The following is a 20,611-nucleotide window of genomic DNA, read 5'->3' as shown; positions in this document are numbered from 1 at the left end:
CTCTGCTGGATTGTACCAGAGTCGAAGACGGGGAAGCGTTGCTTATGTTTCCATGTCTAGACCCCGTAATTTAGCCTTGGGTCGGGAAAATTTAGGCGAGGGATTGCAATTGCTGCACCTGGGCCAAGACCCTAGCCTGGACAGTTTGATAAGCGTTTTCGATGTTACCGAGGTCTTGACGGAAGCGGTCTTTATCCATCACCCGCAGGTTGGGGTCTGTTTCGGTTTGATCCCACAGGCGGCAGGTGTCGGGACTAATTTCGTCGGCCAAAAGAATTGTCCCTGTTTTGTCGGTGCCAAACTCGATTTTAAAATCCACCAGGGTAATCTGACAGCGCGCAAAAAAGCCTTGCATCAGACCATTGATCCGCAGGGCATAGTCCTGGAGTCGGGCCAGTTGCTCGGCGGTGACGATCTGAAGCAGCATAAGGCGATCGCGGGTCAAGAGCGGATCACCGAGGTCATCATCCTTGAGATAAAACTCCACGAGGGGTTGGGGGAGAACTGTGCCCTGGGCCAAACCCGTTTGTTTACAAAGACTACCCGCCGCAATATTGCGCACAACCACTTCTACCGGCAGAATTTCAACTGCTTTAACGAGCATTTCATCGGCTTTGGTTTGTTCGATAAAGTGGGTCGGAATACCCTGGGTTTCCAGCCATTGGAGGAGGGCAGCGGCAATGGTGCAGTTCATTTCTCCTTTGCCCTGGATGGTGCCTTTTTTCTGGGCATTGAAGGCGGTGGCGTCATCTTTGAAGTAAGTGAGGAGAACATCAGGGTCGGCGGTGCTGTAGAGAATTTTTGCCTTACCTTCGTATTTTTTTCCGGGTGGTGCTCGCTCATAAGCTGGTTAAAATCGTGGATAAAATCATTCTCCATTGTAGGGGCTGATGTCCCTGGGTTTGCCTAGGGGCTTGGGGAAACAATATGTCACAATAAAGCCGATCTCTTCTGTGTGGCGCTGTATTTTGTGATTGCTATTTATCCTGGAAGCTTTGATCCGATCACCCTGGGTCATCTCGATATTATTGAACGGGGCGATCGCCTCTTTGAAAAAGTAATCGTGGCGGTGCTGTGCAATCCTAGTAAATCGCCGATTTTTAGCCTCGAAAAGCGCGTGGCCCAGATTCGCCGCTGTACCCAACATTTACCCAATGTAGAAGTGGCGAGTTTCACGGGTTTAACCACCGACTACGCGCGGCAACGTAATGCGGGTGTATTACTAAGGGGACTACGGGTGCTATCCGACTTCGAGAAGGAGCTACAGATGGCGCATACAAATAAGACGCTTTGGGATAATATCGAGACAGTATTCCTGGCGACCTCCAACGAATATAGTTTTCTCAGCAGCAGCGTCGTCAAAGAAATTGCTAAATTTGGTGGTTCCGTTGATCACCTCGTTCCTGACAATGTCGCTGAAGATCTTTATCAATGGTACAAAGTTCATCCTCCCCAGGTAAGCCCACCGACAATAATGCCAACTCCCCAACCCTTTATCGAGGGGTAGACTTGAATGTGCAGGAACAGCTCACCCATTTAGAAGAAGTAATTTTTGAAGGCTTTCAAATTCCCCTCACGGGACTAACCCTCGTTAAAGACAACGATGTTTTAGACCAGCTCGATGCGGTACGGGCCAGTGTTCCTGAAATTATTGAGCGGGCCGTCGAAGTGCTCCAATACAAGCAACACCTCGTTGAACAGGCCGAAGCCGATGCGGATCGGATTGTCACCAGTGCCAAGCAGCAGGCCGCCCAATACTTAGACGAGATGGCCCTCACCCGGCAAGCTGAGCAACAGGCGGCCCAATTGCGCTACACCACAGAGCAGGAATGCCAAGCCCTCCGCCAAAGCACCCTCGCCGATCTAGAGGCCTTTCGGCAGCAGGTGTCCCAGGAAGTGCAGCAAATGAAAAACCAGGCGATCGCCGAGGCCCAGGCCATCCAACAAGATGCGGATCAATATGCCCACAATCTCCTCGGACGCCTTGAGGTGAATCTCCGGGAGCAACTAGAAATTGTTCAAAACGGACGGCGACAACTCCAACCGCCACCATCCTCGAATAATGGGTTAGCCCCCCAGGCGACTGGCCAAAATCCCCAGGGACGGCGTACGTCTCCCCAACCGCGTCAGCCTAGATCGAGATAGGTATCGAGATCTGGCACCGTTAACCAACGGCCTTGGGTATGGGCCTGGTGGGTTAAATCCATTAGCAACTGAGAATAGACCCCTTCTCGGAGCGTCGGGGCGATCGCCACTGGATCTTCGGATACCTCTTGATTTTGTTGACAGCGGTCGATGGCTTTGACCCAATGATTAACGACCCGGATAAAGGGCGCAAGGCGGCCATCGGCAAAGGTTTGGGGAAATTCAAGGCGCTCTGGAATGGCCACAGGTTGCAGTGTTTCACCCGCCTGGCCCGCCTGGAGCGTAAAACCATGGACATAATCCTTGAGGTTGCTGCTCCCCAAAACCAGGGAACCGCGATCGCCATAGACTTCAACCCAGTGGCCCCGACCGTGGTGACTGACGGAAGTGATATTAATTTGGCAGGGTGTGCCGTCGGCCAGTTCTAGCATGATCAAGCAGGTGTCATCGGCATCGACGGGTTTAAGGCGATCGCCATCCTTGGGGTCGGGTCGCTCTTTAATGGCGCAACTGAGATGACCCGCCAAACGTTTCACAGGGCCAAACAACCAATGGACATAATCAAAGGCATGGGAACCCACCGCCCCCAAAGCACCGCCCCCTTGATCCTGGCGGGCATACCAATTCCAAGGTCGGTCTGGGTTGGCTCGACTGGTCACTAACCAGTTGATCGTAATCAGGCGTTTTTCACCAACAAAACCTTGTTGTAGATATTCCGCGAGACATTGCCAAGCAGGGACAAAGCGAAATTCAAAGTCCGGGGTCACAACCAGATTTTTTTTGGCTGCCAGATGGTAAAGCTCCCGCGCCTCAGCCCCATTCAGGGTCATGGGTTTTTCTAAGAGGACATGTTTCCCTGCTAGGAGGGCTTGTTTGGCCATTTCATAATGCAAAAAAGGGGGCGTCGAAATGGCAACGGCGGCAACGCCAGGATTTTCTAGGAGGGCATTAAAGTCGCTGGCACTTTCGGCAATTTGATGGGTGGCGGCGATCGCCTGGGCTTTGTCCGGATCGCGATGGTAAACCGAGACCACTTCGGTGCGGTGGTGGTGTTGGAGGCCGGGAATGTGAATTTTTTGGCCAAAACCGGTACCGGCGATCGCCACCCTTATGGTGTCGTGGGTCATGGGAACTCCTCAATCGATGATCTTCCTCCGCATTATCCAGAACAGCGGTGGGCAAAATCAAAATTTTTCTGGCCTAGCCCTGGCGCACTGCTTGCCAAACCTGTTGATACTGGGCCGTCGCGTCGGGGTCTAACATCTCAATGATTTCACTGGCCCGGAAGGTGTTTTGATCAAGGTAAATTAACGGATTATCAGTGATGGCAGGGTCTAAATTGGTCGCCGCATAAATCAGTGGAGAGGCCCCGTGACTACTACGGGAAATCTGCTGAATCGCCGCCGGTTCCCAACAAAAATCTAACCAAGTTTTTAGGGTCTCAAAAGAAGTTTGGCTGCGTTGGGGCTGCACCCACAGATCACACCAGAGGGCCGTGCCACTGGCGGGAATCACTGCCCCTAAATTGCGGTAGCGTTGCAGGAGCGGCAAAATATCCTGGGACCACCCCTGGGCAATCCAGGTGTCGCCCATGTTGAGGGGCTGGAGATAGTGGGTGGAACTATAGAATTTGACCTGGCGGTGGAGGGTTTGGAAATCGCTCTCTAAATTGGCGATCGCCTCTGGATCGGTTTCGTTGTAGGATTTCCCCTGTTTTTTCAGCAAAAGCCCCAACACTTCCCGCGATTGATTCAGCAGAGAAATTTTTCCCTGTAATTCTGGCCGCCATAGATCTGCCCAATCCGTCGGTGTCCACCCCAGGTTTTTCAACTTATCCTTGCGGTAGACCAGCATCGTCGTGCCCCAGCGGTAGGGCTGTCCCCACAGTTGCCCTTGGGGGTCGATCTCGCCCTGGACATTGCGGCGCAAAAACCGTTGCCAAGGTTCCCCCAACTCTTCCCACCGCGTTAGTTCCTCCAGAGATAACGGTTGAACAAATCCCAAGGCGATCGCCTGTTGATACCAACCATGGCCCAGGGTCAGCAAATCCGGCACCGCTGCCGAGCGATTGAGGAAATTTTCAGACGTCTCCGGCATCTTCATCGCCGCATCCTGCAACACTACAAATAATTCTTGGAGCTGTTCTAGGGGTTTGAGATCTAAGCTGACCGTTTGCCCTTGGTTTTGCCGAAACAATGTCAACAGTTGTGGCGAGATTGACCCCCGTAATGTATTGATTTGTAAAGTTGTCTCCGAGGTTCGTTGACACCCTCCCAAACACCCAGCGAGGGCATAGAGTGCGGAAATAGTCAAAAAATGGCGGCGATTGGGCATAAATCTAAATGTCGTTTCCCCTGGGAAATATCTTTTCAAAAAATAGCAAATTTAGCCTTTAATCAAGTGCAACCTTGGCCAGGACAATTGCAACTTTATCCTTGGAGAGGCAAGGTTTTCTTAAGGTTTTCTAAGAGAATCTTAAATATATCAGGATAAATATTCACAGCCTTGGGGTTGGTACTAGCATGGGACAAAGACCCGACTTTAGGCTGACAAAATATGAGTGTTCAAGGCTATATCAACGAGTTGAAACATCAGCTTGATCTGTTGTATCAAACCGTCGAACAAATGCAGCAGGGGCTAGGCCCAACGGGACAATCCTTGTCGGAAGCAGATTTGATGACAATGGTTCCCAAAATTGATCCAGCGGTCTTTGGCTTAGATTTTCGGGTCGGGGGAGAATCCTTTCACCACAAAGATGTTTTATTTGATGAAACCCTAGGCTTAGAAGGGCGTTCCATGGACGAGAAGCAAATGAGCCCGGAATGGCAGATCAAGCGACTAACGGCCCAGTTGACAGTGGCCTACAAACGTATTGCCCAATTAGAGGAGCAGTTGCTCTCGCAGCAAAATGAACACAATGGCAGTGAATATATCTATTCTTGATATTTTCTGAGAATCCATAACGGCGATCGCTCCACCCTCCAGATTATTAAAAGGTTACTTAGAGTTAGGGGGCGATTCTGTTTGGGCGAGGCGGTAGGAAAACCATAAATTGAGCAATAAACAGGCGATGCCAATGTTGATACAGACATCGGCAATGTTAAACACGGGGAAATTAATCAGGCGAAAGTCTAGAAAATCGACCACATAGCCAAATAAAAAGCGATCGACGCCATTGCCCATCGCCCCCGCAAGAATAAATCCGTAGCCGCCTTGTTCCCAGAGCGTTTGGCGATCGCCAAACCAAGCCAAAGCCATCAAACCCACACTGACCCCCAAGGACAACCACCGGAGCCAATGCACCCCATCGGTAAAGATACTGAAGGCAGCCCCAGTGTTTTGCACATAGGTGAAGTGGAAGACATTCGGCCAGAGGGCAAAGGTATCACCCACCTCCGGCAAGGTCTGGAGCACAATGGTTTTTGTTAGTTGATCGAGGACTAATCCGAGGAAGGCAACAAGCCAAAACCAGCGATTTTTCAGTAAATCTTGGCGCAGATCCATGGAGAGAGAGTTTCCGTTTCGCTAAAAAGAAAGAATATCAAGCCCAATACTTTGGCCTAATAGAACAAAATCCGTCGTACCCCATAGGCCAACACGGCCACACCACAGACTAGCATTAACTGACTCGGAAAGGGAGTCACACTATAGAGGGCGATCGCCTGGAGCAAACTCAGTTCCGTCGCCTGTAATTTTTCCAGGAGGGTCAGCCCCACCAGATAAAGAATGCCACAACTGTGGAGAGCGATCAGACCACAAAAAGCACTGAGGGCGAGGGCTTCTAAACTCAGCACATACCGAAAGGCAAGCCAACCGCAAATACCCGCCGCTGGGATAAAGCCAAGAATGTAACCAAAGGTGGGTTCTGTCAGATATCCCAGTTTTCCCCCTTGGGAGAACACCGGCAACCAAAACAAACCGATCAGAATATAGGCAATCTGGGCGATAATCCCCGCATTTTTGCCCCCCAAACAGCCCGTGAGGAGAACGGCAGCCACTTGACAGTAAATCCCCAAAGACTGAGTTTGTAGTCCCGCCGTTGACCAGTCCCAAGGGAGATTGAGCCGATGGGCCTCGATGAAGGTGCCCCCAATCGTCAGGGATACACCGATCAATGCCCACAGGAGTTGGTTAAACCAGTTCGGGCCAGTGGTGGCAGTTTGCTTTGGGGACAAGGATCTGGGGAGGGCTTTCGCTTTCAAGGGTTATTGGGCGGCGGAATATTGGCCAGGAATCGGTGCTTCACCCCCTTGTAAGCCGAGGGATTTGAGCATTGCTTGATCCTGTTCGGGGGGTTGGCCCATGGTGGTGAGGTAGTGGCCAATGAGCATCGCGTTAATGCCTGCCTTCAGGCCGAGATGTTGTAGTTCCCCCATCACTGCTTCGCGACCGCCAGCATAGCGGATAATTTGTTCGGGCAAGATAAACCGGAAGATTGCCATGCATTTGAGGGCTTCGTAGACATCGAGACGGTCATTGCTTCCGAGGGGAGTTCCCTGACGGGGATTGAGGAGATTCAAAGGCACAGATTCGACTTCGAGATCCCGCAGGGCGATCGCCAAATCAACCCGGTCTTCCCAGCTTTCACCGAGGCCCATGATGCCGCCACTGCACGCCTGAATGCCTGCTGCTTTGAGATTTTTGATGGTTTCGACCCGGTCTTGCCAACTGTGGGTGGTGACGATATCGGGGAAGAAATTTTCCGAAGCTTCGAGGTTGTGGTTGTAGCGGGTGACGCCGGCTTCCCGGAGCTGTTGGGCTTGTTCTGGGGTGACTTCGCCGAGGGCACAACAGGGTTTGATCGTTGTTTCTGCCTGGATGCGGCGCACGGTTTCTAAAATTTGCTCAAATTCAGTATCCCTGGGGCTGTTGTACTTAATGCCCCGGCCTTGGCTCACGAGACAAAAACGTTTCGCCCCAGCGGCTTCGGCTGCTTTGGCCTGTTCAATAATTTCTTCGGCGGTTTTGAGGCCATACACAGGGGAATCTTCGCCGGGGTGGTGGGCGGACTGGGAACAGAAACTACAGTTTTCGGAACAGCTCCCGGATTTCACGTTCACAATGCTGCAGAGGTCAACGGTATTGCCACAGCATTCGTGCCGGATCAAATCTGCAGCGGCACAGAGTTTGAGAATATTTTCTTCTCCAGTGATGGCGGTGAGACGGAGAGCTTCGGTACGGGTGAGGCGATCGCCATTGATAATCCGCTGCGCCCAGTCATTTAACCAAGCTTCGAGGGCCGGGCCATTGGGAATTGCAGTGGTGGGGGCGGGGGTTTGCGGGGTGGGCTTGATCGGTACTTGAACCACGTTGACCTTCTCTCTCTTTCACTAAAAAAGTATTCCAAATTTTATCATTCCCGTTTCCCTGGCTTAAAGGTTCTCTGTACATCTGTTACATCTTCAGGCAGTGGTGGTGGATCTCTCGGTTGGTACGCATCATCCGGGTCACGCTTGCTTTCTCCAGAAAGAATAAGTTAACTTCTATGGGTTTTAATTGCCGAACGGGAACCATGAGTCAACAAACCGCTTTAATCACAGGGGGGGCAAAACGCATCGGTGCGGCGATCGCCCGGACCCTCGCCCAGGAAGGAATCAATCTCATCCTCCATTACCGCTCTTCCCAAGCCGAGGTAGAACAACTGGCCGAAGAACTTTCTGCTTTACCAATTTCGGTGGATATTGTGGCGGCGGATCTGCTCCAGCGGGACAGTGTGGAGGCGATGATCGAGACGGTGAAAGCGAAAACGCCCCAACTAGACATCTTGATTAATAATGCCTCGATGTTTAATAAAGAAAGTTTGTTTGCCCTGAGTCCAGAAAATCTCTGGGACAATATTCAGGTTCACGCCCTGCACCCTTTTCTGTTGACGAAAGCGTTCTTTTCTAAAGAATCTAGCCACGGGAATGTGATTAATTTCCTCGATACCCGCATCTACGGCTATGACCATGAGCACGTGCCCTATCACCTGAGCAAAAAGATGCTCCATAGTTTCACGAAGATGTTAGCATTTGAGCTTGCCCCCAATGTTCGTGTCAATGCGATCGCCCCAGGCCCCATCTTGCCACCAGTTAATGCGGAGGGAGATGAGCGGGTGCAAGCCGTGATTGCAAAAACCCCCCTGGGACGGTTTGGTGATCCACGCAATATTACCCAGACGGTACTGTTTTATTTAAAAAATGACTTCATCACTGGCCAAGTCATTTGTGTTGATGGTGGGTTTCACCTAGGAGAAAATTTCTATGTCTAAAAGCCTCGATAAAATTTATATTCGTGACCTGCTGTTGCGCTGCATTATCGGCATTTTTCCGGAAGAACGCACCAAAAAACAGGATGTGGTGATCAATGTGGTGATGCACGCGGATCTCACCAAAGCGGGCCAAACCGACAGTATCGATGACACCGTTGATTACAAACGAATCACCAAGGCAATTTTGGCCGCCATTGAGCCTTCTAGCTACAATTTGATCGAAAAAATGGCCCAGGTCGTCGCTGATATTTGCTTTACCGATGCCCTTGTCGAAAAGGTAGAAGTCACCATTGATAAACCCGGCGCCCTCCGTTTTGCCAAGGCTTCGGCGGTTACCATCTACCGGGAGCGTTAAAAGCCATGGCCCAGAATCGTGTCTACCTCAGCGTCGCCTCGAATATTCAACCGGAAGCCAATATCTTGCAAGCGATGACGGAATTAAAGCAGTTCTGTCAGCTCAAAGCGATATCAAGGTGTTTTGTGACGGACGCGATTCCGGCCCCAGGCCAAGCCCCCACTAAGGATCTGCCCTATTACATTAACTGTGTTGCCTTCGTCGAAACAGCGTACGAGGCGACGGCCTTTAAGTTTGATGTTTTGCGATCACTCGAAACAAAGCTCGGCAGAGTCCGCACCGCCGATAAGTACGCTCCCCGCACCCTGGATCTCGATATTTTGCTCTTTAATGACGCGGTGATCCAGGCGGAAAATTTGGTCATTCCAGATCCGGATATTAAAAAGCGTTGGTTCCTCACCCAGGGCATCCTCGATATCAACCCAGACCTTTCCCTCCCCGATGATGCCCAGCCGCTCCGGGTTTATCTGCAGCCCCTCTTGGATGATTTGGCAGCCACCAACCAGACCTTCACCGAAGACCAAACGCTCCGGGGAAAAATTTTGGCGATCGCCTAACGGTCACTTCATCCAACCATTTGTGATCCATTGGCCATATTTCCTCTCGCCGAAAGTCGTGGGCGGTTTAACGAATCCTCTAAGATAGAGAACGCAAACTTTTTAAGAAAATTTTTAGAAATAACATGGGTGAGTTCATTCGTCCCTACCTAGAACCAATTGCCGCTTGGTTCAACACTTTACCGATCCCAGAAGTCGTTACCCACTGGGGGCATCCCTTAATGATGGGTATTGTCATCGTGGCCGTCGGTGGTTCTGCCGCCGTTAAGGGTTGGCAGATTCGCCGTAGTGAAGATGTCAGCGACAAAAACGAGAGCGCCTACTGGCACAAAAAAGCAGCGCTCTGGCTCACAACCTTTATCAGCTTGGGTTGGACAGGGGGCGTTCTCTCTCTAGTCATGCAGGGAGAGCCAATTTTTGAAAGTCCCCACTTCTGGACAGGCACGATCGCCATTGGGATGTTGATGGCCAACGGTGCGCTATCGATCACAAAATTCCTCGGCAGAGATTCCCTGCGCACGGTGCATGCCTATGTGGGGTCAGCGGCGATCGCCCTCCTTGTGGTCCATGCTGCCCTCGGTATTAATCTCGGTTTATCCTTCTAAATCAACAGCTTAAACTTTACGCCTAAAAAGAAAATTTCTGGGGGTCGTCATCCGGGCGACCTCTTTTTTATTGCATCCACCCAGATGTTTAATGGCAGCTTGCTAAAATTATATGGGAGCAAAATTAAGCAATAAAAGATTATGTTAAAGTCTCTTTTGCGCAATTCAGAAAGACTTCTAAAAAACGGTTCGGTTTAGGTTCGGGAAACCGAATAAATATTGCAAAAACAATACCTTTGAAATTTGAAACCCTTGATAAATAAGCGTTTCAGGAGCGATCTATGTCTATCGATAGATGTACCCAGTCGGAATATTTCATAATATTAAAGGTGTAGTCAAGCAAAAACAAATTCGATTTCAAAAGAACATTTTGAACTTTGGATCTGACCCGTGCTTGATTTTTTGAAGAACACATCAACAAGGAGGTTTAAGCCTTACTTTATGGCTAACCAACTAAACAAAACCCTAGAACAAAACGCAGAAAATCAAAAACGCTATAAAGAGAAAGTCAAAGCGCAGATTGATAAAATCGACGCCCGCATTGATGAGTTCCGCGCCAAAGTTGACCAAGCAGAGGCAGACGGCAAACTCAAATACCAAAATATGCTCGAAGAGCTAACCGCCAAGCGGGATGCTGCCCAACAGAAATTTGACGAACTTCAGAATGCCAGCGAATCAGCCTGGGATGACTTGCAGAAGGGCTTTGAAAGCGCTTGGCAAGAGTTAGACCAATCCTTCCAGAAAGCTGTCAACAACTTCTAATCCTCTGTCTCACCACGCAACACGAACAAGAGACAATAGGAGGATAATCCATGACTACGGCAACCCTTGATCAGAACCAAAACAACCAACAAACGGCTGATCTCCAGACCAAAGTACCCTGTACTGTTTCCGCGATCTTTGAGGATCGCCAACAGGCAAACAAAGTACTAAGGCAGTTGCTCGATATGGGGGTAAAACGAGAAGACATCTCCATCATCGGTAAGAATTTGCAGTCAGAAACCCAAATCACTGGTTTCTTCGGTCGGGCAGATTTTATTAAAGAAGGTCTGCAGTCCGGCGCAATCTACGGTGCCCTCTTCGGAACCCTATTTAGTGCTCTCAGTGGCTTTGGCGTCCTGTTTGTTCCCTTCATTGGTACGGTGGTCGCGGGTGGCCCCATCGGTGCGGCCCTCCTCGGCGCAACTAGCGGGGCGATCGCCGGTGGTGCAGGTGTCGGACTCATCTCTGCCCTTGTCAGCCTCGGTATGCCCAAAGAAAAGGCAGCCATCTACGAAACGAAGATTAAAGCAGGTGGCTTGATGCTGACCGCCGAAACAAGTCAAGGTACTGCCACAGAATTAGAAAGCCTCTTTCAGGCAGAAGGGGGAACAGACATTCTCTCCTGTAAGGACTTCTTGCTCTCTCGTTTTGATACTGGAAAAGTCAGCTCAACCGAGGATTTGCCGGAGTCTGTGCGCTTACGCCTTGCTGATGCGGCCCAAGAAACCTTTGTCGAGGTTTACAACCAGGTCTACGCAGAGAAGCAAAATCAACACGTTGCTGCCTACCGCGCTTGGATGCGGGTCGAGGATGAGTACGAGCAGAACAGCCAGGGCATCTGGGCAAAACCCAAAACCCTACAACAGGCCTAGGTTAAAACCTTGACTCACAGTGAGCACGCTGAAGCATTTAAGAACCATGAATTCTAAAAAACCTTAAAGCAGAGTTTGTCCTAGAACACAACTCTGTTTAGCCCAGGGGTCGGAGCGAATGACTTCACCCTGCTAACCGGGCTTCTCTAACCCATTTACCAAATCCCTTTAACAACATTAGGAGGAAAATATTTTATGGCTACGACTTTACAAGCCCCCACCACTGGTACAACGACCCAAAACCAAGAGGCATCCTTAACGATCGCCCAATCTCTGTCCCACATTCTGGCAGATACCTATTTGCTTTACCTAAAGACCCAGAATTTCCACTGGAATGTCCAAGGGAATCTGTTCTACGGTATTCACAACCTACTTGAAGAGCAGTATCAAGCCTTGGCGATCGCCGTAGATGACATTGCCGAACGTATCCGGGTCTTAGGCTTATCCGCCCCTGGTTCCTTCCATCAGTTCCTAGAATTGAGTTCTCTCAAGGAGGCCAGTGGTTTAGCCAGCGCCGAAGAAATGATCGCCGAGCTATCGAATGACCACATCACCCTGACCGAGAAGCTGAAGGGCGTCCTGCAACAGGCAGAACAAAACCATGATGTTTCTACAGTGGAACTCCTCAGTGGCCGGATCCGCGATCACGAGAAACAAGCTTGGATGCTCAGTAGCATCGTGCGATAAATCGAAACTTTCACTAAAAATTTGTTGATTTCGGTTAATTTTGCCCATGATGTTCATCTACTGTGGCTATAGCTTCAAGTTATTTTCCCAATGGCTAACTTATCGTTAGTTTCAGCCAGGAAAATTTCCCAACACCCCGAAAAAAAGCAAGTCCCTCCGTTCTGGGGGGATTTTTTTGTGAATTCAATGGCAGAAATGTTTTTCTTTTGCGCCATCGCCTTGAAATCAACCAGGCGTCATAGGTAGCCAAGGACAACTCACAGTTCGCCGCGGTTTAAAGCTATAGTGATTAGAATTTATTGCCCACCCACTGCCCAAAGGAATGACCAGCGTGACCAATTTGCCGACTCAATTTGATGTTGTTGTCATTGGGAGTGGCGCAGCGGGCTTGTATGCGGCCTTGTCCTTGCCGAGTCATTTACAGGTGGGTCTCATCACGAAGGCAAAGCTACGCACCGGATCAAGTAAGTGGGCCCAGGGCGGTATTGCGGCGGCGATCGCCCCGATGGATTCCCCAGAATTACATTTCCAAGACACCCTCAAGGCGGGGGCTGGCCTGTGTGATCCTGAGGCTGTTGAGTTTTTAGTTAACCACGCGAAGGAAGCCATTGATCATCTAGTGACCATGGGGGTCGCCTTTGACCGCAGGGATGGGGAACTGGCGATGACCCTGGAGGCTGCCCATTCCCGCCCCCGGGTGTTACATTCTGCCGACACCACCGGCAAAGCGATCATTACCACCTTGATCGAGCAGGTGGTTGAACGTCCGAACATTCACATTGTTTCCCAGGCCTTTGCCCTCCAACTCTGGCGCAATGAAACGGGCCGATGCCAAGGGGTCAGTGTTTTATTTGATCATCACATTCAGTGGATTGCCGCAGGAGCCGTAATTTTAGCGACAGGCGGTGGCGGCCAAATTTTCGCCCAAACCACAAACCCCACCGTCAGTACTGGGGATGGGGTGGCCCTGGCTTGGCGGGCGGGCGCTCAGTTGCGGGATCTCGAATTTTTTCAGTTTCATCCCACGGCCTTAACGAAACCGAACGCCCCCCATTTTTTGATTAGTGAGGCGGTACGAGGTGAAGGGGCGCATTTGTTGGGGTTTAATGGTGATCGCTTTGCCTTTGACTACCATCCAGACGGTGAACTCGCCCCCCGTGATGTGGTCAGTCGCGCTATTTTTAGCTACCTGGCCGAAAATGCCGGTGATCCGGCCAATGCCCATGTTTACCTCGATCTGAGTGTGATCCCCGCTGAGAAAATCCGCCGTCGCTTCCCGAACATTATTCGGATGTGTGCCGAGTGGGGAGTGGATGTTTTTACGGAGCCAATTCCTGTGGCCCCCGCCGCCCACTATTGGATGGGGGGAATCACCACCAATACAGACTGTGAAACCTCGATTCCAGGGCTCTATGCCATTGGCGAAACCGCAAGTACGGGTGTCCATGGGGCGAATCGTCTCGCGAGTAACTCCTTGTTAGAATGTCTAGTTTTTGCGGCGCAACTGCGGGATCTCCAGCCAAAACCAGCGGCCCTAGCGGTACAAGATCCTGAGATCCAGACCATCACCGCAAGCTGGAAAAAATTATCCGTTAAAGTGCAAACGATCCGGGCCGATCTCCCCCTATTGCTCTGGCAAAGCGCTGGTATTTGTCGAGAACAAAAAATTTTACAGGAGGCGATCGCCCAGGTAAGCACCTGGCAAAAACAACTCCAGCAAATGCCTCTGGCGCAATTTCTTCAGGGCCGTCCCCCGCAGCAGATCCACCTCACTCATCCCGATGCCGAGGCGCAAATTCGTCTCTATGCAGAAACCTGTAATCTCACCGATGTTGCCCTCTTAATCCTCAAGAGTGCCCTCTGGCGTACCGAAAGCCGTGGTGGGCACTATCGCACCGACTATCCCAACGCTGAAGTCCCTTGGCAAGTGCATACGTTAGTTGAAGGGGAAACGTTGCAACGTTCTGCACCGTCGCGCCTAGAGCAGTCACCCTGAAATCCCCCTGGCGAATTAATTAATAACTTCTGCGAGTTCGATCACCCGTTCATCCCAGTCTTTGACCAGAAAGTTTAAGGGTTTCTCCTGGCGAATTTTATATTTGAGACGGCGGGCTTGGATACGGAGCAGGAGCGCTTCTAGACAATCCTTATCGAAACAAACGTGGCGTTGGCGATTCTTTTTTCCAAGGCTCGCCCCAGATACCACATGGAGTTGGGTATTTTTTTTCAGTTGATACCATAACCCGTCTGCCCCCCCCAAGGTTTCAGTGCGGCCCATCGCTATGGGACTGGCCCCCATATACATCGGGTCAAGGCTGGCGGCCCCTAGGGTTTGTTCATAGTTGTAGTAGTAGTGGAGGGGAACATCGGCGACGGGGAGCTGCAAAATTCCTTCATAAAATCCCCTGGCCACTTCTAGATCCGAGACCATAATCGTGTGGACTTTGGGGGCTGTGGTTAGAAACATCCACATGGCGACCCCATAGGCACAGAGCAACATCACCATGATGCCTTGGGTGGAAAACAGGCTATCGAAGGCGGGGAAAAAGGCCGCTATTGAGGGATGGGACAATGCAGAGAAAGCAACGGTCATGGAACAAAAGTTGGGAGGTGAATCGCTTATGATTAAAATCAGGTGACGCCGCACAGGCACTTTTTAGGCATTATTGCAGGACATGATTCAGATTCCGAGTTTTTCTGAAACCAATCATCCACTGATTTTGGCCCTCAACCATTATAGCGATTCGGATCTGCTGACTTTTTGTCAACGCTATTCGGATCAAGGGAAATACTTCACAGGGATTTTTTGTCGATATGCACCGTTGGTTTACACCCTCATTGGCCACGGGGGGCGATCGCCTGTGCAGACGGACTATCTTTTTGCCCTGACCTGGCGGCAAATTTTCCACGAGATGCGCACCCTCGATTTAGAGGCCCAAGGGTTTCAATCTTTACAGCAGTGGCTTTTGGAAGTGGCAACGGCCTACCAGGATCAGTTCGAGATTCCGCCAGTGGCCAGCATTAACTATGACATTAAGCGGACAACGCCGCCCCTGTGGTGTTACCTCGAACAAGCCTTGGATTTAGTTCCGCCACTGCCCCGGTTGATTGTGGTGCTCGCGGATCATTTTCACTGGAGCTCGACCCGCATTTCTGCCCATCTCCAGGCCGAGAGAGAGTATTTGACCGTTGAGGATGTGGAGAATTGGCTTAACCAAGGGCGTCAATTGATTTTAGAAGAGTTGCCGACAGATATTCGCACGATCTACTTTCCAGAATCCCTACCCCAACTCAATAACGAAGGCGATCGCCTGACAGATTCGGCGAGTAACGCCAATTGAACGCGCTATGATAGGTAAAATTTCTTAGTCATTTCAGTAAAAGGTTTGGAAGCGATGATTCTCCCTGGTAGCACGGTGCGCGTAATCAACCCCGATGACACCTTTTATCGGTTTAAGGGCCTCGTCCAACGGGTCAGCGATGGTCGGGCGGCAGTTCTTTTTGAAGGGGGGAACTGGGATAAATTGATTACCTTTAACCTCGCGGAGCTTGAAGTCACGAAATAAGTCCCTTTGGCTCGTCCTATGCGTCTGCCCTTGCCCCAATTTTCCCCTGGTGATCGCCACCCCGATCACATTGCCGAGGTCATTGAAACTGCCACCACTGAGTTCACCGCCCAATGTTTGGAGCCGGAAGACCTCAGCTTTCCAGTGATGCCCCCCTTTGGCAGTTGGGTAAAATCCTATGACGAAGAATCAGGCAACATCGTCTACGGGGTCGTTACCTACGTCACCACGGCCCCCATTGATTCAGTCCATCGGGCCAGGGCCTTGGGGATGAGCCTCGAAGAGTTGCGAGAACAACAGCCGCAAATTTTTGCGATGCTCAAAACGGAGTTTCGGGCGGCCATCGTCGGTTTTGAAATTCCCAGTAATCGCCGCAATGGTCGGCGGGGCGAAGTGTTTCAATATTTACCACCCCGTCCCCCCCAAATTCACCAATCGGTTTACCATTGCGAACCGGACGAAATTATTCACTTCACCGACAGATTAGAGTTTCTCAGAGTGCTTTTGCAGGTGAATTGGGTGCCCCCAGAATCCCTCATGGCGGCGGCAGTGCGGGAAGTCTACCGACTGCGAAAAGGCGATCGCCAATGGTTAGTGGATGTGGGGCGGATGATCAGCACCCTCCTCAAAGATGACTACGACCGACTCCGCTACATCCTGAGTCAGATTCATTGGTAGCCACAAAAAAAGAGGGATTACAATCAATCCCCCTCGTTATTTACCGCAATTTAGACTTTAATCTCGAATTTCTTTAGTCCCAACCATGGCGATCGAGATATTTCGCCACCGTTTGTACATCCTTATCACCCCGACCAGAACTGTTGATCACAATGCGCGGACTGCCCGACAACTGGGGACAAAGGGTTTCTAGATAAGCAAAGGCATGGGAGGTTTCCAGGGCGGGAATAATTCCTTCTAACTCGGACACCCGTCGGAAGGCAGCCACTGCATCTTGGTCAGTGACACTGTAATACTCAGCCCGACAAGTATCTTTGAGGTAGCTGTGTTCCGGGCCGACGCCAGGATAATCTAAGCCCGCACTGATGGAATGGGCCTCGACAACTTGGCCTTCGGTGTCTTGCAATAGGTAGCTCATGGCCCCATGTAGGACCCCTGGTTTCCCTTGGGTGAGGGTGGCGGCGTGGTGACCACTGGTGATCCCAGACCCTTCGGCCTCAACGCCAATCAAGCGCACGGTCGAATCTTTAACAAATTCGTGGAAAAGCCCCATGGCATTGGAACCTCCCCCCACACAGGCGATCAGAATATCCGGGAGGCCACCCCACTTTTCTGCACATTGTTGGCGAGTTTCGGCACCAATGATCGCGTGGAAATCTCGCACCATCATCGGGTAGGGGTGGGGGCCAGCTACGGAACCGAGGATATAGTGGGTTGTCTCTACATTTGTTACCCAATCCCGAATGGCCTCGGAGGTGGCATCTTTGAGGGTTCCAGTGCCCGCTTCTACGGGTTGGACGGTAGCTCCTAATAATTTCATCCGGAAGACATTGAGGGCTTGGCGTTCCATGTCCTGCACCCCCATATAGATAATGCATTCCAGCCCAAACCGGGCACAGACCGTCGCTGTGGCAACGCCATGTTGACCCGCACCAGTTTCGGCAATGATGCGTTTTTTGCCCATGCGTTTGGCGAGGAGGGCCTGGGCGATCGCATTATTGATTTTGTGGGCACCTGTGTGGTTGAGATCTTCCCGTTTCAGGTAAATTTGCGGGCCAGAACCATCGGGGCGAGCATAGCGAGCCGTCAGCCGTTCTGCAAAATAAAGGGGACTGGGGCGACCAACATAATCTTTTAATAGTCCAGCTAATTCTGCTTGAAAAGTCGGGTCGTTACGATACTGGGCATAGGCCGCTTCTAACTCAGCTAAAGCGGGCATCAAGGTTTCAGGCACATATTTACCACCATATTTCCCAAAACGCCCAAAGGCATCGGGTTGATTGGGGTTAAAGGTAGTGTCTTGGGGAGAAATGGGAGAAATAGTCACGGTGTCTGTATCAGGTGAAATCAACTAGGTCTGGGTCAGCTTTATTGTAACTTGATCAAACTCCCTCGCAGATACCCTGGGGCTGGTTCCTAGGCATTGTCCTTGGGGGAAGATTGCATCGGAAAGGAAAAGTAAAAAGTAGAGCCTTCACCAAAGGTAGAAGTCAACCAAATTTCACCACCATAACGGCGCACAATTTTTTTACACACGGCGAGGCCAATGCCTGTCCCAGAATATTGACTCTGGGAATGGAGGCGTTTAAAAGCGTAGAAAATTTGCTCAAAATAATCGGCTTCAATGCCAATGCCATTGTCGTGGCAGCTAAAAACCCAGTGGTTATCGTTTTGGACGGCACTGATCCGAATCTGGGGAGGCACCTCTTCCCGGCAATACTTGAGGGCATTTTCGATTAAATTTTGGAAAATTTGACTAATTTGTAGGGGATTTCCCTGAATGGTAGGCAAGGAATCAATGGTGAGCTTGGCGCTTTGTTGGGCGATCGCCGAACTGAGTCGATTACAAACCTGATGGACGATCAAATTACAATCCACATCCACCGCCGTATTTTCTACTCGATCGACCCGCGAATAGGTTAAAAGATCTTCAATAAGCTGGGTCATCTGGCGCACGGAATCTTGGATCGCATTGAGGTAACTACTCCCTTTTTCATCCAGACAATTGCCGTAGCGCACCTGGAGCAGTTGAGACCAAGAGTAAATACTCGCTAAGGGTTGCTTCAAATCGTGGGAGGCAATATAGGCAAACTGTTCAAGCTCCTGGTTGGATTGTTCAAGTTTGATCTGCATTGCTTCGCGGGCCTTCATCTCTTGCCGGAGTCGCTCGTTGGCTAACTTGAGGGCCTGTTGATTTCGCTTGCGTTCGATGGCGTAGAGAATTGAGCGGAGTAATGTCTCTTGGTCAAAGGCGATATTTTTTTGATTAAATAATCCTGGGCTCCTTGGTGCACCGCTTCGAGGGCTAACTCGGCATCATTGGTATTCGTCAGCACCACAATGGGAACGTCTGGGGCAATGCCCATCAGCATCGGGAGAGAGCTTAGGCCCTGGCTGTCGGGCAAGCTCAAATCGAGCAAAATCACGTCAAAGGTTTGGTCTTCAAGACAGGCGATCGCCTTTTCGAGGTGGGCAAAATGCACAATATCGCACTGCACCATCTCAATATCTGCCAGTAGATCCCCTAACAATTCAGCTTCCGCCAAATTATCTTCAATGAGCAGAATATGTAGATCATCTAAGTGCATAGTTTAGTCGCGACAGTTGGGGAAGTCAGGCCAAATTCACTTGCAATCTCGCTTTTTCACCCCAGGCTTTTCCCTTGAAAAGTGGCCGTTACTCGCCTACTTGCATCGATATTAGGAATCCATATTCCTTCGATTTACAACTGGTGCTGAATTTTCACGAGGATGATTTTTCCAGGAAAGTCACTATTTTACAATAACCTATTTAGGCTTTCCCCTATTGGTTAGATATCGTCATACTTTGTTTTACTAATCTCAAAATAATACGAAAACCAGCCAAGATAGCAGTGTGGTCTTAAAAATTAAACTTAGAAAATCGAACTCGCATTGACTACCGACTACACTAAGATGCAATCTTTGCGGGTGAATACAACTTTCCTTTGGGCATTCACGCCCGACGAACTTCTTAGCCAATGACCCAAGCAGTAGAAGCGACTACCATAGAAAACCAAAGGAGTGATTAAAATGTAAAGGAGTATGCTTACCCCTTTGCCAGAGTAAGTCACAGTTTAAATTGCACTCAATCACGTATAGAGATATAGCATCATGGGATTTTTAGATCGTCTTGGTCGTGTTGTTAAAGCCAACCTCAATGATATGGTCAGTAAGGCCGAAGACCCCGAAAAAATATTGGAACAGGCCGTTGCCGATATGGGGGAAAGTTTGGTGCAATTACGCCAGTCGGTGGCCCGGGCGATCGCCGCCCAGAAAAAAACTGAGCAACAGCTGATCAAAAACCAAACCGAAGCGACCACTTGGCAAAAGAAAGCAGAATTAGCCATTAAGAACGGTCGAGAAGATCTTGCCCGGGAAGCCCTAGTCCGGAAAAAAACCTTTGCGGACACCGCAGCAGTCCTCCAACAGCAACTGACCCAACAAAATGCCCAGGTAAAAACCCTCAAGGAAAACCTCCTTGCCCTAGAAAGCAAAATCCAAGAGGCTAAAACCAAGAAAGATATGCTTAAGGCCCGGGCCAATGCAGCAAAAGCGAATGCCCAACTTCAGAGCACCATGAACAACATCGACACCAGCAGTGCGATGAGTGCCTTCGAGCGGATGGAGGACAAAATCATGGAACTCGAAGCCCAATCTGAAGCAACCAATGTCTTGGGCAGTGCCAGTTTAGATCAAGAATTTGCCCAACTTGAAGCCTCCAATTCCATTGATGATGAGTTGGCGATGCTCAAAGCGGCTTCCCAAGAAGCACCAGCCCTAGAAGCGGCCAAGATGGTGGATGAAATGGAAGAAGTATCCGATACTCCCGTCGAAACTCCCGAACCAACGGATGCTGATTTTGCGGCGGTGGATGCTGAGCTGGAGGCCCTACGCACCCAAATGAAAAATCTCTAGGATCTCGCCTTGAGGGGGGGGATCTTTATCCTGGTTTTTGGGTCTTGAAACCTTACAAACAGATTACTTGGCGGGGTAGAAGTCCAAAGAACTCCTACCTAGTTCGCTTACGGAGTTTTGTGGCTGTTCGTAAATCCATTGATCCAGCGATCGCCGAAAACTGTTAACGTAAGGAACTGTCTTCATTTTGTAAGTAATC

Annotated in this window: 25 protein-coding genes; 15 read left to right on the top strand and 10 right to left on the bottom strand. The window is 50.3% G+C overall.

Going from position 1 to position 20,611, the window contains the following annotated elements:
- Window positions 1-91: 91 nt before the first annotated feature.
- Window positions 92-799, bottom strand: a complete 708-nt coding sequence (gene purC / locus AACR41_RS14585) for a phosphoribosylaminoimidazolesuccinocarboxamide synthase (protein ID WP_045441445.1) — start codon at window positions 797-799, stop codon at window positions 92-94.
- A gap of 171 nt (window positions 800-970) precedes the next feature.
- On the opposite strand from purC, the gene coaD reads away from it, so the two are divergent.
- Together coaD and AACR41_RS14575 are read left to right on the top strand one after the other, a co-directional pair.
- Window positions 971-1,507: a pantetheine-phosphate adenylyltransferase gene (gene coaD, locus AACR41_RS14580; RefSeq protein WP_012305950.1), complete on the top strand. Its 537-nt coding sequence runs from the start codon at window positions 971-973 to the stop codon at window positions 1,505-1,507.
- Window positions 1,432-2,145 carry a hypothetical protein gene (locus tag AACR41_RS14575; RefSeq protein ID WP_030006094.1) on the top strand — a complete coding sequence of 238 codons (714 nt, stop codon included), beginning with the start codon at window positions 1,432-1,434 and terminating at the stop codon, window positions 2,143-2,145. Before coaD ends, AACR41_RS14575 begins: the two co-directional genes overlap by 76 nt.
- Here AACR41_RS14575 and AACR41_RS14570 read toward each other — a convergent pair.
- A complete protein-coding gene (locus AACR41_RS14570; RefSeq protein WP_030006093.1) occupies window positions 2,127-3,272 on the bottom strand; it encodes a Gfo/Idh/MocA family protein in 1,146 nt (381 codons plus the stop codon). The genes AACR41_RS14575 and AACR41_RS14570 overlap by 19 nt on opposite strands.
- Before the next feature lie 73 nt (window positions 3,273-3,345).
- Window positions 3,346-4,479, bottom strand: a complete 1,134-nt coding sequence (locus AACR41_RS14565; RefSeq protein WP_030006092.1) for an extracellular solute-binding protein — start codon at window positions 4,477-4,479, stop codon at window positions 3,346-3,348.
- A 222-nt stretch (window positions 4,480-4,701) separates the two neighbouring features.
- Between AACR41_RS14565 and AACR41_RS14560 the strand changes: the two genes are divergently transcribed.
- Window positions 4,702-5,088: a hypothetical protein gene (locus AACR41_RS14560; RefSeq protein ID WP_030006091.1), complete on the top strand. Its 387-nt coding sequence runs from the start codon at window positions 4,702-4,704 to the stop codon at window positions 5,086-5,088.
- Window positions 5,089-5,142: 54 nt separating this feature from the next.
- Here AACR41_RS14560 and lspA read toward each other — a convergent pair whose 3' ends face one another.
- The 3 genes from lspA to bioB are packed head-to-tail and all read right to left on the bottom strand — an operon-like array spanning window position 5,143 to window position 7,454.
- A complete protein-coding gene (gene lspA / locus AACR41_RS14555) occupies window positions 5,143-5,649 on the bottom strand; it encodes a signal peptidase II (RefSeq protein ID WP_012305945.1) in 507 nt (168 codons plus the stop codon).
- 56 nt (window positions 5,650-5,705) lie between these two features.
- Complete coding sequence (locus tag AACR41_RS14550) at window positions 5,706-6,347, bottom strand: biotin transporter BioY (protein WP_030006089.1); 642 nt, start codon at window positions 6,345-6,347, stop codon at window positions 5,706-5,708.
- A gap of 3 nt (window positions 6,348-6,350) precedes the next feature.
- Window positions 6,351-7,454 (bottom strand): biotin synthase BioB, encoded by a 1,104-nt coding sequence (bioB, locus tag AACR41_RS14545; protein WP_030006088.1) that lies wholly within the window; start codon window positions 7,452-7,454, stop codon window positions 6,351-6,353.
- A gap of 203 nt (window positions 7,455-7,657) precedes the next feature.
- Between bioB and AACR41_RS14540 the strand changes: the two genes are divergently transcribed.
- The 8 genes from AACR41_RS14540 to nadB all read left to right on the top strand — a co-directional run bounded on the left by AACR41_RS14540 (window position 7,658) and on the right by nadB (window position 14,229).
- Entirely contained in the window at window positions 7,658-8,395 is a 738-nt protein-coding gene (locus AACR41_RS14540) for an SDR family oxidoreductase (protein WP_012305942.1), read from the top strand.
- Window positions 8,388-8,750 (top strand): dihydroneopterin aldolase, encoded by a 363-nt coding sequence (gene folB / locus AACR41_RS14535; RefSeq protein ID WP_012305941.1) that lies wholly within the window; start codon window positions 8,388-8,390, stop codon window positions 8,748-8,750. The genes AACR41_RS14540 and folB overlap by 8 nt, the downstream gene beginning before the upstream one ends.
- Window positions 8,751-8,755: 5 nt before the next feature.
- Window positions 8,756-9,307 carry a 2-amino-4-hydroxy-6-hydroxymethyldihydropteridine diphosphokinase gene (folK, locus tag AACR41_RS14530; protein WP_030006087.1) on the top strand — a complete coding sequence of 184 codons (552 nt, stop codon included), beginning with the start codon at window positions 8,756-8,758 and terminating at the stop codon, window positions 9,305-9,307.
- Between the two features lie 125 nt (window positions 9,308-9,432).
- Window positions 9,433-9,912: a DUF4079 domain-containing protein gene (locus tag AACR41_RS14525; RefSeq protein ID WP_030006086.1), complete on the top strand. Its 480-nt coding sequence runs from the start codon at window positions 9,433-9,435 to the stop codon at window positions 9,910-9,912.
- Window positions 9,913-10,353: 441 nt separating this feature from the next.
- Window positions 10,354-10,674 (top strand): hypothetical protein, encoded by a 321-nt coding sequence (locus AACR41_RS14520; RefSeq protein WP_012305938.1) that lies wholly within the window; start codon window positions 10,354-10,356, stop codon window positions 10,672-10,674.
- Between the two features lie 50 nt (window positions 10,675-10,724).
- The gene (locus AACR41_RS14515) at window positions 10,725-11,546 is read left to right on the top strand and encodes a ChaB family protein (RefSeq protein WP_030006085.1); all 822 of its coding nucleotides are present in this window, start codon (window positions 10,725-10,727) and stop codon (window positions 11,544-11,546) included.
- Window positions 11,547-11,741: 195 nt separating this feature from the next.
- Entirely contained in the window at window positions 11,742-12,233 is a 492-nt protein-coding gene (locus AACR41_RS14510; RefSeq protein WP_012305936.1) for a Dps family protein, read from the top strand.
- 322 nt (window positions 12,234-12,555) lie between these two features.
- Window positions 12,556-14,229: an L-aspartate oxidase gene (gene nadB / locus AACR41_RS14505; RefSeq protein ID WP_030006084.1), complete on the top strand. Its 1,674-nt coding sequence runs from the start codon at window positions 12,556-12,558 to the stop codon at window positions 14,227-14,229.
- Between the two features lie 15 nt (window positions 14,230-14,244).
- On the opposite strand, the gene AACR41_RS14500 is transcribed toward nadB, so the two are convergent.
- A complete protein-coding gene (locus AACR41_RS14500) occupies window positions 14,245-14,826 on the bottom strand; it encodes a hypothetical protein (protein ID WP_030006083.1) in 582 nt (193 codons plus the stop codon).
- Window positions 14,827-14,908: 82 nt separating this feature from the next.
- Here AACR41_RS14500 and AACR41_RS14495 point away from each other — a divergent pair, with 82 nt between their 5' ends.
- From AACR41_RS14495 to AACR41_RS14485, 3 genes are read left to right on the top strand one after another with little or no spacing between them, the layout of a single operon-like run.
- Window positions 14,909-15,574, top strand: coding sequence for a hypothetical protein (locus AACR41_RS14495; RefSeq protein ID WP_030006082.1), 666 nt, complete (start codon window positions 14,909-14,911; stop codon window positions 15,572-15,574).
- A 54-nt stretch (window positions 15,575-15,628) separates the two neighbouring features.
- On the top strand, window positions 15,629-15,799 hold the full coding sequence (locus AACR41_RS14490) for an NAD(P)H dehydrogenase subunit NdhS (RefSeq protein ID WP_012305932.1): 171 nt from the start codon (window positions 15,629-15,631) through the stop codon (window positions 15,797-15,799).
- Between the two features lie 18 nt (window positions 15,800-15,817).
- The gene (locus AACR41_RS14485) at window positions 15,818-16,477 is read left to right on the top strand and encodes an HAS-barrel domain-containing protein (RefSeq protein WP_012305931.1); all 660 of its coding nucleotides are present in this window, start codon (window positions 15,818-15,820) and stop codon (window positions 16,475-16,477) included.
- Between the two features lie 73 nt (window positions 16,478-16,550).
- On the opposite strand, the gene trpB is transcribed toward AACR41_RS14485, so the two are convergent.
- The 3 genes from trpB to AACR41_RS14470 form a co-directional block, all read right to left on the bottom strand.
- Window positions 16,551-17,804, bottom strand: a complete 1,254-nt coding sequence (gene trpB, locus AACR41_RS14480) for a tryptophan synthase subunit beta (RefSeq protein ID WP_012305930.1) — start codon at window positions 17,802-17,804, stop codon at window positions 16,551-16,553.
- Window positions 17,805-17,893: 89 nt separating this feature from the next.
- Window positions 17,894-18,628, bottom strand: a complete 735-nt coding sequence (locus AACR41_RS14475; protein ID WP_223209851.1) for a sensor histidine kinase — start codon at window positions 18,626-18,628, stop codon at window positions 17,894-17,896.
- Window positions 18,629-18,651: 23 nt separating this feature from the next.
- Window positions 18,652-19,065, bottom strand: coding sequence for a response regulator (locus AACR41_RS14470; protein ID WP_223209850.1), 414 nt, complete (start codon window positions 19,063-19,065; stop codon window positions 18,652-18,654).
- A 543-nt stretch (window positions 19,066-19,608) separates the two neighbouring features.
- Between AACR41_RS14470 and AACR41_RS14465 the strand changes: the two genes are divergently transcribed.
- Window positions 19,609-20,412: a PspA/IM30 family protein gene (locus tag AACR41_RS14465; protein WP_012305928.1), complete on the top strand. Its 804-nt coding sequence runs from the start codon at window positions 19,609-19,611 to the stop codon at window positions 20,410-20,412.
- The last annotated feature ends 199 nt before the right edge of the window (window positions 20,413-20,611 follow it).

Origin of the sequence: Picosynechococcus sp. NKBG042902 (genome assembly GCF_963864045.1) — a bacterium.
Taxonomy (GTDB): Bacteria; Cyanobacteriota; Cyanobacteriia; order Cyanobacteriales; family MRBY01; genus MRBY01.
Note: the sequence above shows the minus strand (reverse complement) of the source record. Positions and strands in the feature narration are given on the sequence as shown.

Coding starts and splice junctions, on each gene's coding strand:
- AACR41_RS14465 (WP_012305928.1), top strand. CDS start 19,609: ATGGGATTTTTAGATCGTCTTGGTCGTGTTGTTAAAGCCAACCTCAAT.
- AACR41_RS14525 (WP_030006086.1), top strand. CDS start 9,433: ATGGGTGAGTTCATTCGTCCCTACCTAGAACCAATTGCCGCTTGGTTC.
- AACR41_RS14490 (WP_012305932.1), top strand. CDS start 15,629: ATGATTCTCCCTGGTAGCACGGTGCGCGTAATCAACCCCGATGACACC.
- folB (WP_012305941.1), top strand. CDS start 8,388: ATGTCTAAAAGCCTCGATAAAATTTATATTCGTGACCTGCTGTTGCGC.
- AACR41_RS14570 (WP_030006093.1), bottom strand. CDS start 3,272: ATGACCCACGACACCATAAGGGTGGCGATCGCCGGTACCGGTTTTGGC.
- AACR41_RS14515 (WP_030006085.1), top strand. CDS start 10,725: ATGACTACGGCAACCCTTGATCAGAACCAAAACAACCAACAAACGGCT.
- folK (WP_030006087.1), top strand. CDS start 8,756: ATGGCCCAGAATCGTGTCTACCTCAGCGTCGCCTCGAATATTCAACCG.
- AACR41_RS14495 (WP_030006082.1), top strand. CDS start 14,909: ATGATTCAGATTCCGAGTTTTTCTGAAACCAATCATCCACTGATTTTG.
- AACR41_RS14485 (WP_012305931.1), top strand. CDS start 15,818: ATGCGTCTGCCCTTGCCCCAATTTTCCCCTGGTGATCGCCACCCCGAT.
- lspA (WP_012305945.1), bottom strand. CDS start 5,649: ATGGATCTGCGCCAAGATTTACTGAAAAATCGCTGGTTTTGGCTTGTT.
- AACR41_RS14475 (WP_223209851.1), bottom strand. CDS start 18,628: ATGAAGGCCCGCGAAGCAATGCAGATCAAACTTGAACAATCCAACCAG.
- AACR41_RS14520 (WP_012305938.1), top strand. CDS start 10,354: ATGGCTAACCAACTAAACAAAACCCTAGAACAAAACGCAGAAAATCAA.
- AACR41_RS14470 (WP_223209850.1), bottom strand. CDS start 19,065: ATGCACTTAGATGATCTACATATTCTGCTCATTGAAGATAATTTGGCG.
- AACR41_RS14575 (WP_030006094.1), top strand. CDS start 1,432: ATGGTACAAAGTTCATCCTCCCCAGGTAAGCCCACCGACAATAATGCC.
- nadB (WP_030006084.1), top strand. CDS start 12,556: ATGACCAGCGTGACCAATTTGCCGACTCAATTTGATGTTGTTGTCATT.
- AACR41_RS14565 (WP_030006092.1), bottom strand. CDS start 4,479: ATGCCCAATCGCCGCCATTTTTTGACTATTTCCGCACTCTATGCCCTC.
- AACR41_RS14560 (WP_030006091.1), top strand. CDS start 4,702: ATGAGTGTTCAAGGCTATATCAACGAGTTGAAACATCAGCTTGATCTG.
- AACR41_RS14540 (WP_012305942.1), top strand. CDS start 7,658: ATGAGTCAACAAACCGCTTTAATCACAGGGGGGGCAAAACGCATCGGT.
- AACR41_RS14510 (WP_012305936.1), top strand. CDS start 11,742: ATGGCTACGACTTTACAAGCCCCCACCACTGGTACAACGACCCAAAAC.
- AACR41_RS14500 (WP_030006083.1), bottom strand. CDS start 14,826: ATGACCGTTGCTTTCTCTGCATTGTCCCATCCCTCAATAGCGGCCTTT.